The sequence below is a fragment of the Polyangiaceae bacterium genome (genome assembly GCA_020633235.1).
GTDB lineage: Bacteria > Myxococcota_A > Polyangia > Polyangiales > Polyangiaceae > JACKEA01.
In genome coordinates, this window is sequence record JACKEA010000007.1 from 99,327 (window position 1) to 115,013 (window position 15,687).

16 protein-coding genes are annotated in these 15,687 nt (G+C 69.4%); 8 read left to right on the plus strand and 8 right to left on the minus strand.

Translation table 11 applies throughout. The annotated features are described in order from the left end of the window. Nucleotide 1: 1 nt before the first annotated feature. Nucleotides 2-670, minus strand: a complete 669-nt coding sequence (locus tag H6717_33655) for a ribulose-phosphate 3-epimerase (GenBank protein MCB9582029.1) — start codon at nt 668-670, stop codon at nt 2-4. 133 nt (nt 671-803) lie between these two features. Here H6717_33655 and H6717_33660 point away from each other — a divergent pair, with 133 nt between their 5' ends. From H6717_33660 to H6717_33675, 4 genes are all read left to right on the plus strand, one after another. Next, nucleotides 804-1,241, plus strand: a complete 438-nt coding sequence (locus H6717_33660; GenBank protein ID MCB9582030.1) for a GNAT family N-acetyltransferase — start codon at nt 804-806, stop codon at nt 1,239-1,241. Continuing rightward, nucleotides 1,241-2,029, plus strand: coding sequence for a TIGR02266 family protein (locus H6717_33665; protein MCB9582031.1), 789 nt, complete (start codon nt 1,241-1,243; stop codon nt 2,027-2,029). Before H6717_33660 ends, H6717_33665 begins: the two co-directional genes overlap by 1 nt. Nucleotides 2,030-2,097: 68 nt before the next feature. After that, nucleotides 2,098-2,976, plus strand: coding sequence for a hypothetical protein (locus tag H6717_33670; GenBank protein MCB9582032.1), 879 nt, complete (start codon nt 2,098-2,100; stop codon nt 2,974-2,976). A 17-nt stretch (nt 2,977-2,993) separates the two neighbouring features. Continuing rightward, nucleotides 2,994-3,485, plus strand: coding sequence for a cyclic nucleotide-binding domain-containing protein (locus tag H6717_33675; protein ID MCB9582033.1), 492 nt, complete (start codon nt 2,994-2,996; stop codon nt 3,483-3,485). On the opposite strand, the gene H6717_33680 is transcribed toward H6717_33675, so the two are convergent. The 4 genes from H6717_33680 to H6717_33695 all read right to left on the minus strand — a co-directional run bounded on the left by H6717_33680 (nt 3,486) and on the right by H6717_33695 (nt 5,985). Next, nucleotides 3,486-3,839: a hypothetical protein gene (locus tag H6717_33680; GenBank protein ID MCB9582034.1), complete on the minus strand. Its 354-nt coding sequence runs from the start codon at nt 3,837-3,839 to the stop codon at nt 3,486-3,488. A gap of 80 nt (nt 3,840-3,919) precedes the next feature. Beyond that, nucleotides 3,920-4,300 (minus strand): hypothetical protein, encoded by a 381-nt coding sequence (locus H6717_33685; GenBank protein MCB9582035.1) that lies wholly within the window; start codon nt 4,298-4,300, stop codon nt 3,920-3,922. 30 nt (nt 4,301-4,330) lie between these two features. Beyond that, the gene (locus H6717_33690) at nt 4,331-5,113 is read right to left on the minus strand and encodes a prephenate dehydrogenase/arogenate dehydrogenase family protein (GenBank protein ID MCB9582036.1); all 783 of its coding nucleotides are present in this window, start codon (nt 5,111-5,113) and stop codon (nt 4,331-4,333) included. After that, entirely contained in the window at nt 5,110-5,985 is an 876-nt protein-coding gene (locus H6717_33695) for a hypothetical protein (protein MCB9582037.1), read from the minus strand. Before H6717_33695 ends, H6717_33690 begins: the two co-directional genes overlap by 4 nt. A gap of 69 nt (nt 5,986-6,054) precedes the next feature. Between H6717_33695 and H6717_33700 the strand changes: the two genes are divergently transcribed. The 4 genes from H6717_33700 (at nt 6,055) to H6717_33715 (ending at nt 12,933) form a co-directional block, all read left to right on the plus strand. Next, nucleotides 6,055-7,695 (plus strand): protein kinase, encoded by a 1,641-nt coding sequence (locus H6717_33700; GenBank protein MCB9582038.1) that lies wholly within the window; start codon nt 6,055-6,057, stop codon nt 7,693-7,695. A gap of 417 nt (nt 7,696-8,112) precedes the next feature. Then, entirely contained in the window at nt 8,113-10,038 is a 1,926-nt protein-coding gene (locus H6717_33705) for a sodium-dependent transporter (protein MCB9582039.1), read from the plus strand. 85 nt (nt 10,039-10,123) lie between these two features. Continuing rightward, the gene (locus H6717_33710; protein MCB9582040.1) at nt 10,124-11,734 is read left to right on the plus strand and encodes a Na+/H+ antiporter NhaC family protein; all 1,611 of its coding nucleotides are present in this window, start codon (nt 10,124-10,126) and stop codon (nt 11,732-11,734) included. Next, entirely contained in the window at nt 11,731-12,933 is a 1,203-nt protein-coding gene (locus H6717_33715; GenBank protein MCB9582041.1) for an SAM-dependent methyltransferase, read from the plus strand. Before H6717_33710 ends, H6717_33715 begins: the two co-directional genes overlap by 4 nt. A 75-nt stretch (nt 12,934-13,008) precedes the next feature. On the opposite strand, the gene H6717_33720 is transcribed toward H6717_33715, so the two are convergent. From H6717_33720 to H6717_33730, 3 genes are read right to left on the minus strand one after another with little or no spacing between them, the layout of a single operon-like run. Further along, complete coding sequence (locus H6717_33720) at nt 13,009-13,797, minus strand: hypothetical protein (GenBank protein ID MCB9582042.1); 789 nt, start codon at nt 13,795-13,797, stop codon at nt 13,009-13,011. A gap of 47 nt (nt 13,798-13,844) precedes the next feature. Further along, a complete protein-coding gene (locus tag H6717_33725; protein MCB9582043.1) occupies nt 13,845-14,273 on the minus strand; it encodes a cytochrome c in 429 nt (142 codons plus the stop codon). Nucleotides 14,274-14,310: 37 nt separating this feature from the next. Further along, nucleotides 14,311-15,462: an exo-alpha-sialidase gene (locus H6717_33730; GenBank protein ID MCB9582044.1), complete on the minus strand. Its 1,152-nt coding sequence runs from the start codon at nt 15,460-15,462 to the stop codon at nt 14,311-14,313. Between the last annotated feature and the right edge of the window lie 225 nt (nt 15,463-15,687).

A 15,687-nucleotide genomic window follows, 5' to 3' on the forward strand; every position in this document is an offset into this window, starting at 1 on the left:
CTCAGCGGGCCCCGGCCGCAGCGCGAATGTCGTGAATGGCGCGCGCGCGGTCCTTGGTGTTGAAGACCGCGGAGCCCGCCACCAGCACCCGCGCCCCGGCATCCACGACTTGGCGGGCGGTTTCCGGACTGACGCCCCCATCGACCTCGAGGTCCACGTCGAGGCCGGCGCGCTCGATCATGCTTCGAAGCGCTTCGATCTTGGGCAGCACCGCGGGCAAGAAGCTCTGACCCCCGAAGCCTGGGTTCACGCTCATGACCAGCACCAGATCGAGGTCTTCCAGGACGTACTGCACGTGGCTCTCGGGGGTGTGGGGATTGAGCACCACGCCGGCGCGTTTGCCCAAAGCCCTAATGGCGGACAGCGTGCGCTGCAGGTGGACGCTGGCTTCCACGTGGACGCTGATGACGTCCGCGCCGGCCTCGGCGAAAGCCTCGATGTACTTCTCGGGCTCGACGATCATCAGGTGCACGTCCAGGGGGAGCTTCGTGGCTCGCCGCACGGCCTTCACCACCACGGGACCGAGGGTGATGTTGGGCACGAAGCGGCCGTCCATCACGTCGACGTGGATCCAGTCGGCGCCGCCGCGTTCCACGTCCTGCACCTCCTCCGCCAGGCGCCCCAGATCCGCGCTCAAAATAGACGGTGCAATGCGCACGCTGCTCGGCATGCCCATTCGATACACCGTGGTTGCCCACGGGGCCAGCCGCCGCCCATCACGGTGCGCAAACTTCGCGGGCGACATTCGGAGCGACCGGGTTATGCTGGCTCGGTGGCACCAAGCCACGCCGGGGACGAAAGCGATGATCACGCGGCCGCTGGGTAAGCAGGACTACGACCACATCGTCCAAGTCATCGACCGCTGGTGGGGCGGTCCGACGAGTGCGCTGGCCCACCCCATCTTCTTTTACGAGCTCGGCTCCTTGGCTCGCGTGGTGGAGCACGATGGCATTTTGGTGGGGTTCCTGTTCGGCTTCATCGCGCCCGGACCGCCCAAGACCGGCTACGTCCACCTGGTGGGGATCCACCCGGACTATCGCCGCCGCGGCGTGGGCAAGGTGCTGTATCAGAGCTTCGAAGAGGACTGCCGCGCGCAGGGCTGCACCCGCCTCAAGGCCATCACCACGACCGGCAACGAGGGATCCATCGCGTTTCATCGCGCCACGGGCTGGGCCGTGACGGTGGTGGAGGACTACGCCGGACCCGCTCGCCCCCGCGTGGTGTTCAACAAGAACCTCTGATGACGGAGGGCGGGACCGAGTCGAACGCCGCCCGCCAAGCACGGCGGATCCTGTCCGAAGCCCTGCTCGTGCTGCAGCGGGTTCGGGAGCCGGACGACGACATCGAGCTCGCCGTGGAGGCCACGGCCAACGCCAGCAGCTCGCTCTACGAGCTCGAGCGCGGGAGCGGGGACGCCTACGGCGAGCTGCGCAGCGCCATCCGACAGCTGGGCAAGGTGCTGGCGGCGCTGCAGACCTACGCCAGTACGGATCCGGAGATCGAGACGGCGCTGGAAGCCGTGGCCCGCACCCTGGCGCTCTTGTATCCCATCGCCCGAGGAGCGCAGCGGCAGCGCCGCGACGTGGTCATCGACGCGCCCGCGAGCAGCGACGTGTTCGCGTCACTTCCACCGGCGCCGCCGCGCCGCGAGCCGGCGCGCGCCACGGACCCGTACACCGGCCCGAACAAGCGGCACAGCGGTGAGCGCGTTCGCGTGGAAGCGGACCTCGGCCTGTTGAGCGACTCCAATTTCTACACCGGGCTGTCCCAGGACATCTCCGCCGGAGGGCTGTTCGTCGCGACCTACCAGCCCCGGCCGCCGGGGACGCGGGTCACGTTGTTCTTCGTACTGCCCGGCGGACACACCATCCACGCGGACGGCGTGGTGCGCTGGACCACGGAGGGCAGCGGCGACGTCTCTCCCGGCATGGGCATCGCTTTCGAAGGGCTGGCGCCGGGAGATCTCGATGCGATCGAGGAATTCTGCTCTCTGCGATCGCCCATGTACCATCATTCTGCAGACGACTGAGCCCGGGCCCGAGTTTGAAACACTCCGCGCGTCGGGGTAGGTTTTCGTTGGGCGGAGGCTTTTTGAAAATGCGCTTGATCTACGTGGGGGTGATCTCGATGGCGGCGGCGGTCCAGCTTGCGGGCTGCGCCAAAGGAGACGACGCCGTGGGCGGGAGCGGCGGCGGGGGTGCCGTGGGCGGCTTCGGCGGTTTTGGCGCCGCGGACGGCGGGGGCGCTGTGGGCGGCATGGACGGCGGGGGCACGGGGGGCTTTGGCGGCTTTGCCGGCACGGCGGGGACGGGGAACACGGGCAACACGGGCGGCAGCGGCGCCACTGGTGGCGGCAGCTGCACACCGCCGGTCTCCGGGGGCACGTGCGACACGTTTCCGCAGTGCGGCTGTGCCGCGGGCCAGGCGTGCGACGTGGTCGCGCTGACCGGCGTCACCGGCTGCGTGACGGAAGGTACGGTGCAGCCCTACGCCAAGTGCGACGGCAGCAGCGCCTTCTGCACCGCGGGGTACGCCTGCGTGGGCACGGCCTGCAAGCAGTTCTGCGAGCAGAACACCGACTGCACCTCGGGCTCGTGCATCAACGTGGTGGACAGCAACCAGCAACCGATCCCCGGCATGAAGGTGTGCCGCGCCGGCTGCGCTCTGGAGAACCCGGGCGCCGTGTGCGGCGCGGGACTCGGCTGCTACGCGAACAACGACACGCCGCCGGTGACGGACTGTGCGAAGGCAGGCACCGGCACGGGCGCGGGGGACTGCTCGGCGACGCCACAGGCCGACTCCACGCTGTGTGCGGTGGGCTACGGCTGCACGCTGCCGGATCCCAACGACAACACCATCGGCGACTGCCACAAGTGGTGTCGCGTGGGCTTCACCAGCGACTGCGTGGGCACGACCTGCACCGGATTCCAGACGCCCTTCTTCGTCGATGGGCTCGAGTACGGAGTGTGCCTGTGAGCGAGCTCTCCGGCCGGGTGGATCCCGCGGAGCTGCGCAATATCGGCCTTTTTGGCGCGCTTTCCGACGAAGTCTTGGCGCACCTGGCGGCCACCCTGAGCGTCGCCACGCCGGACGCCGGCACCCTGGTGTTCAAGGAAGGCGAGGAAGCCCGGGACATGTTCGTGCTGGTGAACGGCGAGATGGAAGTGCTCAAGCAGAGCCACCGCGGCATCGACGCGCGGGTGGCGATGCTGGGCCCCGGGGACTGGTTCGGCGAGATGAGCATCCTGGACGTGCAGAAGCGCTCGGCCACGGTGCGCGCGCTGGCGCCCTCGCGCTTGGTGCGCATCACCGCGCAAGATCTCGACGCCCTGTATCGCTATGACGTGAAGTCCTACGCGATCATCGTGCTCAACCTGGCGCGAGAGCTCAGCCGACGGCTGCGGGTGGCGGACGGCATCTTGGCGGACTTCATCGCCAACGTGCTCGACAGCTACTTGGTGCGTCGCGGTCCGTCCGCGAGCTGATCAGTCCCAGGGCGCGTCGACGTCGCCATCGAGCACGCCGCCATCGGGCTCGGCGTCCGCGGCGTCGCCGCCTTCCAACGGGCCATCGGGCTCGGCATCCACGCCGCCGCCGTCACCCGCAACGCCGCCGGAGCCCGCGGTGCCACCGGAGCCGGCAGCGCCGCCGGTTCCCGAGTCGAGCTGAACCCCGCCGGAGCCACCGCCGCCACCCGTGGCGCCCGCGCCCGAGAACCCGCCCGAGCCGGCCGCAGCCCCCGAGCCCGTGTCGGAGGGCACCTCCGGCTGAGGGTTCAGAACGCACGCCCCGAGCGCCACCAGCGCGACCGAGACCCAGAGCAGGTTGCGCCGCCGCATCCTGGCTCAGGTGTACCACACTCTGGGGCAAAAATCCGCAGCCGCCAGCCTGTGTGCCGGCACACGGTGGCACAGCCGTGTCAGTCGCTCAGGGCGCCGTCACCAGGGTCGGCGTCCACAGCGGCGTCCGTGCCGCCGTCCGTCGCGCCGTCGACCTCGGCGTCCGCGTCGCCGCCGGCATCCTGCGGCCCACCCGCCGCGCCGCCACCGCCGTCCGCGCCGCCGACCGCGCCCGCGCCGCCACTGCCGCCGGCGTTGCCCACGCCGGCCGCGCCGCCCATCGCTCCCGCGCCGCCACCGCCGCCGGCGTTGCCTACCCCGCCGTTACCGCCCATGCCGCCGCCCGCGCCGCCGATGCCGCCATCCACCGTGCCACTGGGGACCTCGGGTTGCGGATTCAGATCGCACGCGACGAACGCGACGTAACAGACGAACAGGATCCAAAGGACGGCACGACGCATGGGAAAGCTCCCCCGAAGCAAAATGCCTGCCTAACGTACCACGCGCCGAACGCGCGCGAGCAGGGCGAGGGCCGGCTCGACGTCAGGGGGTGACTTTTCCAGCGCCGCGAGGGCGCCGTCGAGCTGTGACGCCAGGTCGCGCCCCGCCGCGGCGATGGCATCGGCGTTCGTGACGAAGACGTCGCGCCACATGGCTTCCGGCCCGCCGGCAACGCGCGTAGCGCCTTCAAAGGCGGGCCCCGCGGCCGCGTCGGTACCGCGCTGCAGCGACATACCCTTGAGGAGACTGGCCAGGAGCTGGGGCAGGTGGCTGGTGACGGCCACGGCGCGATCGTGCTCCTCCGCGCCCAGATGCACGACCTCGGCGCCGACGGCGCGCACCAGGGCTTCGACCTGGGCGACGGCGGCCGGGTCGCGACCTTCGGGGCACAGGATCCAGCGGCGTCCCTCGAACAGATCCGCGCGAGCGCGCTCGGCTCCGCCCTGCGGATCTCCGGCCATGGGATGACCTGGAACGAAATGCGCGGCGCCCTCGGCAGCGATCACGCGCTTGGTGGATCCGGTGTCCGTCACCACCGGTGCGGAAAGCGCGTGCGGCAGCTCACGGACGATCACGCTCACCGGCGTGGAGAGCACCACGACGTCCGCCCGCGCGAGCTCGGCGCGGTCCACCCGGCGATCGAACGCCCCCGCGGCGCCCTCGACGCCGGCGAGGTCCATGCCCCACAGCTCCGTGGCGGCGCGCCGCTCTCGCAAGGCGAGGGCCAGCGAGCTGCCGATCAGCCCGACGCCAACGATGGCGACGCGGGTCATCCGCGAATGGCGTCGGCGATGGCCCGCAAGCGCTCGGCGAGCACCACGGCTTCGGACCACTTCAGCGTGGCCGGCACCCGTGGCCGCTCCCCGGGGCGCCCAGCCCAAACCCGTAGAATCACGCCGTCTGCCCCGGCACCGATGGCCGCGCAGGCCACCGCTGGGCAGTACCGCGAGCGCTGCGCGATGGTGGGCACGTCCACCACGATGGGCAGATGCGTGCGGATCTTCGCCCGCGCGATGGCCGCAACCTCCAGCGTGCGCGCGCCGTTCGGGTACTCCCCACCCGCTTCCAAGAGCACCACGCTGCGCTCGCGGCGCTCGAGCTCTTTCTCGGCAGAGCCGATCCAGGAGTTCGCGCCCCAGCTGGGCGCCCGCTCCACGAAGGTCACCGGATGCAGCGGCGAAGAAGCCCGGGGATCCAGCGGCAGGCAGGTAAGGGAACCGACGTTCTCCGGCACCAATCGACCGCGGGACACCGCCGCATCGAAGGGACGACCCGCAGCGACCTCGTAGGGCAGCTCCGCCGAGGGCGGCCCGTTGTCGCTCTCCTGCGTGGAGAGCCCGATCGCCTCGATGGCGATCCATGGACGCTCGCCGCCGATGCTGCCCCAGGGCCCCTCCACCACGGTGGACGATTGCCGAAAGCGCCGGGAAGCGAGCTTGAACGGCTCGCTGACGCGCACCACGTCCTGCACGGCATCGAGCTCCCGCACCACGGCGACGTCGTCTTGCGTGACGTCACCCACCACGCCCAAGATCGAGCGCGACTGTCCACTGGACCGATGCACATCGAAGCCCGCGTCCACGAGATAGGAGATGACGGCTTCGACGGCGGTTTCAGGAGCGTCCGGCTCCATCACGACGATCATGGACGTGCCAGCGTACCAGAACGGCGTGCGGCGAGAACGGGGGAAAGGTATGGTTTCGCCGCCCTAGGGATGGAGAGTAGGCCGGACGATCTGATCGGCGCCGTGGTCGCCGGACGCTACCGGGTGCTGGAGCGCCTGGGCCGGGGCGGTATGGGCACCGTGTACCTGGCGGAGCACGAGGCCATCCAGAAGCGCGTGGCCCTCAAGGTGCTGCACCCGGAGTACTCCGCGAAGCCCGAGCTGGTGGAGCGATTCCAGCGAGAGGCGATCAGCGCCTCGCGCATCAAGCACGTGAACGTGCTCGACGTGTTCGACTTCGGCCAGGTGGAGAACGGCTGCTTCTTCCTGGCCATGGAGTTCCTGGAAGGGCACGACCTGGCGGACGAGCTCGAGCACCACGGCGTGCTGAGCGCCGACCGCGCCATCGCCATCACCTTGCAGATCTGCCGTGCCCTCGCCGCCGCCCACTCCCGCGGCGTGGTGCACCGGGACCTCAAGCCGGAGAACGTCTTCCTGCACACCACCGCCGACGGCGAAGAGCTCGTCAAGCTGGTGGACTTCGGCATCGCCCAGCTCCGCACGCCGGAAGAAGCCGCCCTCTCGGAGCGCCATCGCCGACGCCGTCTCACGCGCACGGGCATGATCTTCGGAACGCCGGAGTACATGTCCACGGAGCAAGCGGCGGGCAAGCACGTGGACGCCCGCAGCGACGTGTACGCCACCGGCATCATGCTGTTCGAGATGCTCAGCGGTGCGGTGCCTTTCACGGGCGACACCTTCTTCGCCGTGCTGTCCTCGCACCTGAACGATCCGCTGCTCAGCATGAAGCAGCTGAACCCCGCCGTGCGGGTCTCTCCCGAGCTCGAAGCGGCCGTCGCCAAAGCCCTGGCAAAAGAGCCGGACCAGCGCTTTCAGAGCATGACGGATCTCGGCGCCGCCCTGCTCGCCACTCCGGAGGGTCGCGCCCTGTCCGCCAGCGGCAAGCTCTCCCCCAGCCTCGAGCGCCTCTCCAGTGCGCCGCCTCCGCGAGAGCAATCGGGCACGCCCACGTCGCTCCAGTTCAGCCGCCCCGACCCCAACGCCGACACCCATCCGAGCGATCCCGATCGCCAAAACCCCGCGGTGCCTGCGGTCACTTCCGTGGCCCCGCAGCGCTCCGAAGCGGAGACGCAGCTGGCCCCGCCGGCACGCCCCAGCAAAGCTCCGTGGATCGCCCTGGGTGCCATCGTGATGTTGGGGGGTGCCGGAGTTTTCTTTTGGCGATTCGCCGCGGAAACACCGCGCCCCGCCACTTCCGCGTCGGCCACCGAGACCACGGCGCCCTCCGCCGCGCCCACTCCCATGACGAGCGCCAGCGCACCCGTCGTGGCACCGACGGACAGCGCACCCCCGGCGGATCCCAAGGTGAAGCTCGCCGTCGAGACCACGCCGCCCAAGGCCATCCTGTACCTGAACGGCGCCCAGGTGTGCGACGAGACCCCGTGCGAAGTCGAGGTCGACGACAACCAGACGGTGGAGCTCGAAGCCAAGCTCGGCGGGCGATCGGGCAAGACCAAGGTGCTCGCTCAGCGCGACCAGAAGGTGCCCATCCGTCTCGCCGCCCCCCACGTCGCGCCGCCCCCCACGCGGCCCAACGCGCAGCCGTGCTACGCGGAAGTGATCGACGAGAACGGCCTGAAGACGCTCAAACCCGTCCCCTGCAAGCACTGACCCCCGCTTTCGCGCCGCCCCGCACTTTCGCGCCGCCCCTCGCGCGCGCCCCTGCGACAGCTTCCGTCGCATGTCCGAAAAGCGGACATCTGACCCCCTCAGAAGAGCGAGCAGCCCCAAATGTCCGCTTTTCGGACGCGCCGGCCCTCCCGGAGCGGTCCGAACGGCGCCACGCCGCGCCGCCGTCCGCGCCGCGCACCCTCTGCCCTCGGCTTCCCCGCTCTTTGGGTGGTTCCGCGGCGGACCAACAAAAGAAGACGTTTGAAGCGGGGTGTTGCGGCGGCGTCCTTGACCTCGGGGGCTGCCGGCGGATACGACATCCGGCCGGAGGATCAGGGATGAGGGAGTCCTTCGAAGGACCAACGATGACGGCAGCCTCGAAGGACCAACGATGACGGCAGCCGCGAGGGAACAGGGATGAGGGAGTCCTGGAAGTCGCGGTGGGGTTTGATCCTGGCGGCCGCCGGCAACGCCGTCGGCATCGGGAACCTGCTGAGGTTTCCGGGGCAAGCGGCGCAGAACGGCGGCGGCGCGTTCATCTTGCCGTACCTGATCAGCTTGGTGATCTTCGGGCTGCCGATGATGTGGGTGGCGTGGACCATCGGACGCCTGGGTGGACGGCACGGCCATGGCACGCTGCCGGGGATCTTCGACAAGCTCACGAGCTGGCGCGGCGCGAAGTACCTGGGGGCGCTGGGCGTCGCGGGACCGTTGGTGTTCTGCTTCTACTACACGTACCTGGAAGCGTGGTGCCTGGGCTACTCGTGGTTCTCGTTTCGGGGAACCTACGAGACGGCGCACCTGCGCACGTTCTTGGCGGAGTTCCAGGGTGTGGTGCCGAGCGGCAACTACTTCGCCAACATCGACACGGCGCTGGTGTTCCTGGTCATCACCGTGGCCCTGAACGTGTGGGTGCTGTACCGCGGAGTTTCCGGCGGCATCGAGCTGCTCGCCAAGATCGCGATGCCGCTGTTGCTGTTGTTCTGCGTGTTGATGTGCGTGCGCATCTTCACCCTGCCGGACGCCAAGGGCAGCGTGACCGATGGCCTGGGATTCCTGTGGAATCCGGACTTTTCGGCCCTGGGCAAGCCCAACGTGTGGCTGGCGGCGGCGGGGCAGGTGTTCTTCACCTTGAGCATCGGCTTCGGCGCGCTGGAGGTGTACGCGAGCTACCTGGGGAAGAACGACGACGTGGCGGTGACGGGCCTCACGACGGCGGCCACCAACGAGTTCGTCGAGATCATCTTCGGCAGCATGATCGCGATCCCGGCGGCGGCGGTGTTCTTCGGCGCGGCGGCGATCCCGGAGGTCGCGTCCAGCGGCACCTTCGACATCGGCATGGTGAGCATGCCGGAGATCTTGCGCGCGACGCACTCGACGACGGTGTTCGGCACCATCTGGTTCTTGCTGCTGTTCTTCGCCGCCTTCACCTCCAGCGTGGCGGTGTGCCAGCCGGTGATGGCGTTCTTGCAGGACGAGGCCAAGCTGAAGCGCGGCTCGGCGGCAGCGCTGATCGGCGTGTTCTGGCTGCTGGGCAGCCTGCCGGTGGTGTTCTTCCTGCGCTACGGCTTCTTGGACGAGCTCGACTTCTGGGCGGGCACCTTGGGGTTGGTGGTGATCAGCGCCATCGAGGTGATCCTGTTCGCCTGGGTGTTCGGCATGGACAAGGGCTGGGCGGAGCTGCACCGCGGCTCACTGATGACGGTGCCCAGGGTGTTCCGCTTCATCCTGCAGTACGTCACCCCCATCGCGCTGATCGCGGTGCTGACGGGCTGGGTGTACAGCGACGTGGTGATGGGCGGGAAGCTCTCTCCCAAGCCTTCGCTGGTGAGCGGCTTCTTGAATCGCGACGACTTTCCCGGGGAATTCCAGCACAAAGCGCCGAAGGAGGGCAGCCCCGAGGCCACGGAGCACGGCGTGCTGAAGAGCGCGTTGATGGGCGCCGTGGACGCCAGCAGCCGGGACCTGAAGGTGTGGGCGCACCTCGAAATGGACGACAGCGGCGTGCGCGTGACGGAGCTCGAAGGAGACCCGACCTTCAAGGCGGCGCTGCCGGCGAAGTCCCTCGAGCGCATGCTGAACCTCGAGCACTACCGCTACGAGGTGAAGGGCAAGCGAGCTCCCGCCAAGGCCACGATGGTGCTCGAGGGCCTGTACACCAAGCCCTACATCTGGCTCGCCCGCGGTTTGATCCTGGGCCTGATCGCCATGTTCGCGGTGATGGTCGCGGTGGTGTGGCATCACCGCGGCAAGGACGACGACGACGACGAGGAGTCACCGCCACGCTCCGAGTCCCCCAGCGTGGACGAGGAAGACGACCTGGCGGAGGAGGGCGCGACATGACCACCGGCGGTTGGATCTTCATGCTCTCCACCTGGAGCGTGGTCGTCGGCGTGACCGTCTTCTGCCTCCGACGCTTGCTCCAGAAGTGAAGCCGTATCGCGGTCGAATCCTCGCTCTGGCGCTGGGTTTGTCGGCGCTGGCGGCGCTGCCCTGGGTGCCCAATGGCTCGGCGCTGGCGCCGCCCATCATCGCCATACTGTTGGCGCTGGTGACCCGACGACTGTTCTTGTCGCTCGGCAGCGCAGTGCTGGTGGGCGCCCTGCTGCACAAGGGGCTGGGGGCCGGCCTGCGCGATTACGCTTGGAAAAACGCGCTGGAGCCCAGCCATCTGTACATCATCGGCTTCACCCTGGCGCTGCTCGGCATGGTGCAGGTGACGGCGCGCTCCGGCGGCGCCCGGGGCATCGTGGAGGCCGTCGCGCGCTGGGTGCGCTCGGCCCGGGGCACCAAGCTGGGCACCTTCGCCATGGGCGTGTTGGTGTTCTTCGACGACTACGCCAACTGCATGCTCGTCGGCCCCACCATGCGACCCTTCGCCGACCGCTACCGCGTGTCGCGGGAGAAGCTGGCGTACATCGTCGACTCCACCGCGGCGCCGATCTCCGGCATCGTATTGATCAGCACCTGGGTCGGCTACGAAGCGGGGCTCCTGGGGGACGTGGCCAAGACCCTGGGCCTCTCCGAGAGCGGCTACGCCCTGTTGTTCTCGGCGCTTCCGTTCCGGTTCTATTGCGTGCTCACGTTGGTGTTCGTGTTCGTGTCGTCCTACTTCGATCGCGACTTCGGCCCCATGCTCACGGCGGAGCGGCGCGCGCGGGAGCACGGCAAGCTGGTGCGCGACGGCGCGAAGCCCCTGGGCGGCGACAGCGAGCGTCACGCGGAGCCGCCCCCCGGCGCGCCGCTGCGTTGGATCAACGCCGCGTTGCCGGTGGGCGTGGTGGTGCTCGGCACCCTGGGCGGCCTGGTGGTGGACGGCGGTGGGCTCGAAAAGCTCGGGCCGCGGAGCGCGCTCTCCTTCGCCTTCTGGCGCGAGACGCTGTCCGCCAGCGAGAACAACGTGCAGGTGCTGTTTGCCGCCGCGCTGGCGGGTGCGGCGGTCGCGATCGTGCTGCCTTTGGGCCAGCGCATCTTATCGCCCGCGCAGTCCCTCGGAGCATTTCTCCGCGGCGTGAAGGCGGGCGCGAGCGCCGTCTTGGTGCTGCTCCTCGCCTGGGCGCTGGCCGCGGTGTGCAAGGATCTCGGCACCGGGCCGGTGCTGGTGGCCGCCGTGGGCAAGAGCCTGCCGACGGTGATGGTGCCGGTGGTGACCTTCGTCGTCGCGGCGGCCGTCGCCTTCGCCACGGGTACCTCCTGGGGCACCATGGCGATCCTGATCCCGACGGCGGTGCCCTTGGCCCACGCCACGGGCAGCGAGCCCCTGACGTTGCTCACGATGGCCAGCGTGCTCGACGGCGCCATCTTCGGCGATCACTGCTCGCCCATCAGCGACACCACGTTGATGTCCAGCATCGCCGCGGGATCGGATCACGTGGACCACGTCGCCACGCAGCTGCCCTATGCGCTCACGGCGATGCTCGCCGCGCTGTTCGGCGGCTACCTGCCCGTCGCCTTGGGCTGGCCCCCGGCGGCGGCCTATGCGATGGGAGTCGCGATGGTCGTGCTCGCGATCTTCGCGCTGGGGCGTCGGGTGGCATGAAGTCGCGCCAGCGCTTCACGTTCCAGGGCAATCTCCGGGAAACGCGGCACGGTTGGCTGCGCCTGACCCCCGCGTACTCCGTGCACGTGGTGCGGGAGCTATTGGCTGCGCGGGCGCGGCCGGATCTGCCGGTGTTGGACCCCTTTTGCGGGACCGGGACGACGCTCCTTTCCTGCGCCGAGAGCGGCGTGGATTGCGATACCGTCGACGTGAATCCGTTCCTCGTGTGGCTGGCGAGGGCGAAGACCGCGCGTTACAGCGAGCGCAGCGTGGCCGCCGCAGAGGGCCTTGGGGCGCGCATGGCCGCGGCGGCCCGCGCCGGAGCGGCGAGCGGATGGACTCCGGAGATCCATCGCATCGAGCGTTGGTGGGACGACGGTTCCTTGTCGGGGCTCGCCGCAGCCTTCGCCGTGCTCGCGGGCACGCGCGCCGGCAAGAGCCGGGACCTCGCCGCGCTGGGGTTTTGCCGCACCCTGATTGCCGCGTCGCGCGCGAGCTTCGGCCATCAATCGATGTCGTTTGCGGACGCCGGCCCGACGCGTTCCAAAGCCGCAGCGCGCCGCGCCGTGGCCGCCGATCTCGCAGCCGAGATGCCGAGCATCGCCGCCGCCGCCCGCGCACCGCTCCCGCGCGCAACGAGCCGCGTGGTGCTGGGCGACGCGCGCGACCTGAAAGCACTGGGCCCGCGGGTGAAGTACGGCACGGTGATCACCTCGCCGCCCTACGCCAACCGCATGAGCTACATCCGCGAGCTTCGCCCCTACATGTACTGGCTCGGCTATCTGAAGGATCGCCGCGCCGCCGGCGACCTCGACTGGACCGCCATCGGCGGCACCTGGGGCGCCGCCACCAGCCGCCTTTCCAGCTGGAAACCGCCCAAGAAATCTCCGGCGCCGGGTCTCTTGCCGTTGGTGAAGCGCATCTCCAAACAGAGCGCGGTGCTCGGCAGCTACGTGCTCAAGTACTTCACCGACATGGACGTGCACGTCCGCAGCCTGCGCCCGCGTGTCGCCGCCGGTGGCGAGGTCCATTACATCGTGGGCAACTCCAAGTTCTTCGACGTCGTGCTGCCCGTGGAAGAGCTGCTCGCCGCACAGCTCGAAGCCGCCGGCTTCCGTCACGCGGAGATCCACCGCTTGCGCAAACGCACCAGCAAGCGCGAGCTGTACGAGTTCCGTGTCAGCGCGCGCTCGCGCTGACGCGAGGTTCCGCGCCGCCCCGACAATCTGATCGGGTTGATGTCGGTCCGGCGCGAGCCCCGTCGCGAACGGCGCCTACGCGGCTTGCGCGATCAGTCCAAATGCCGCCACACCCTGCGCGCGCAGGGCACGGCGCAGCTCGCCGGCGCGCTCCGGCGTGCCGCTCACCGCTGCGAGCAGCTCGGCACACCACGCGTCCAAGGTGCTGTCGCCGCACGCCTCGAAGTCGGCGGACTCGCCTCGCAGCACACTGCGCCAGGCCGCGAGGGTCGACTGCGTCGCGGACGAAAGCGTCAGGGTGCCGCTCGCCGCGCTGGCCCACCCGCGGGCCACCAGCGTGCGCGTGGCCGCCTCGGAAAGCAGCGAAACGGAAACGTGACCGTGATCGATCAGCTCACCGATGACGGCAGCGGCGCGCGTCGCGCCGGAGGCAAGGGCGACGTCACCGAGCGCCTGCACGAGCGTCGCGAACGCATCCGTCGCGTCGCCCCCATCCGTCGCGTCGCCCCCGTCCGGCTCCGCAACCGCTTCCGCAACCGCGATCGGCTCCACCTCCGCGATCGGCTCCGCTTCCGCAACCCCGATCGGCTCCACTTCCGCACTCGGCTCCGCGATCGCCTCCGCAACCGCGATCGGCGCCACTTCCGCAATCGGCTCCACTTCCGCGACCGCGACCGGCGCCGCTTCCGCGAGCGGTTCGGCGACCGCTTCCGCGACCGCGATCGGCTCCGGCGCGTCCGCCATCACCGCGCGTACGATGGCTCGAGCGGGACCGCGAACGTCGCGGCAAATCCACACGGCGCCCTCGTGCAGAGCGGGGTTGTCGTTGGGAAACTCGGCGCAGGGACGGCGAAAGAAAAACACCGCGGAATTCGTACGCCGGGGCGCACGAAACGGCCAAATAACGGAGGCTACTTGTCGGCGTTCACGGTGACGGAGGCGGCGTTGTCTGCCGTGAGGCCGCCGTCCGGCAGCTTGCGGCCGCTCGCCGCGAGCAAGTACTCCGTCACTTCCCAGTACTGCTGCTCGCTCAAGCTGCCGACCTTCTTCTTGGGTAGCGGCATCTCGCTCTTCACGTAGTCGAACACGTCCTGCGCGGTGACGAACTTGCCGCGATCGCTCCCCGTGAGCGCCAGGGCCTCCTTGCCCATCACCGCGGGGGCGTTGCTGAGGCCCTCTCCGTGAGCACCATGACAGCCCGCACACTCGCGATCGTAGACCGCGGCACCCTTGGGCGCCTCGTCACGAGCGCCAGCGATGGCCGGCTCTCCCGCGCCACCGGCAGCGCCGCAACCCACCACCAGCACCACCGCCGCTCCCACAATCCCGCGCTTGATCATCGCCCGCGTTTTCCAACGCCGCAGGCCGCGCTGTCAATCACAACGGCTCGGGCGTGCCGTCCACGATCCACGACAGATTGAAGCGATGAAACTCGATGCTTCGGTGATTGCCGGCGTCTTCCCGCTCCGAGAGCGCACCGATGTGGTCGTCCGCCGTACGAGCCAAGCTGGAATAGCCGCCGAGCTTTTGCTGACAGGTTTCGTCCGCGGTGAGCTTGTCGTGCAGCTGCCGGGACAGGGGCCAGGTCTTGCCGTCGTCGTAGCTCAGCCGCACCCGCATCTTGCAGCGCGCCACGGTGGAGGCCGGATTCAAGAACACGATGCGATGTGGGCTCTCGCTGTAGCGGATGGACGAGCCCTCCACCCGAGGATCCAATAGGGTTTGGTGCGGCGCGAAATCCGCGAAGGCCGTCCCGATGTTTCCGCGCGACAGCCACCGGCGCTTGCCGGTGTTCCAAGTGCTCCCCACGGCGCGGTCGTTGCGCAACAGCTGGCCGTCGGACAGCTCCACCACGGTGCCTTCGCTGGTGCCCCCGGGAAGCTTCTCGTAGCTCCAGCTCTGGCCGTGGTCGTCGCTGTAGATGTTGCGGTGGATCGCGGGGATCACGAGCCGCCCGCTCGTGGTCTGGATACCGACGCCAGGACCCACCGCGTCCCAGGTGGTGCCCGCCGGCTGCAGCGTGCTGGTCATGTCCACGGGCTGGCTCCAGCTGACGCCATCGTCCTTGCTGGTGCTCACGAACACTGGGCGGTCGCCCACGCCGACGACCGACGTGGCGGTATTGGTGCACGGGTTGGTGCCGCCGTTCTGGCTCTTGTCCCCAGGGTTCCAGGACATGAACAGCCAGATGGTGCCGGTGTCCTGATCGACGACGGCGGTGGGGTTGCCCCAGGTTCCCGCCCCGGCGCCGACCACTTCTTGCAGCGATCCCCAGGTCTTGCCGTCGTCCGTGGAGCGCTTGTACACGAGGTTGATGTTGCCGAAGTCGACGTGGGAGCACTGTCGACCTTCGGCGAAGGCGAGCAGGGTTCCCTTCTTGGTACGGACCAGGGAGGGGATCCGGAAGCTGTGGTAGCTGATGTTGAAGCTGTCCTTCGCGGGATCGAACAACAGCTGAGACGCGTGGTGCTGCGGCTGCAGGTGGACGTCCGTGCCGCCGCTGCCGCCACTGCCGCCGACGCCCGCCATGCCCGCCGCGCCGCCGGTGGCGGAGTCCGGATCGCCCGCGTCGCTGCCCGCCGTTCCACCACCGCCGCCCGAAGCGCTGCCATCTTGCGCCACGCCACCAGACCCAGCGGCACCCGCCACCCCAGCGCCCCCACCCGCTCCCCCCATGGATGGCACGTCCGAGCTGCTCTCGCCGGAGCATGCCATCAAGACGATACCCGCGAGCACCCAGCTCGCTCCGTTCAT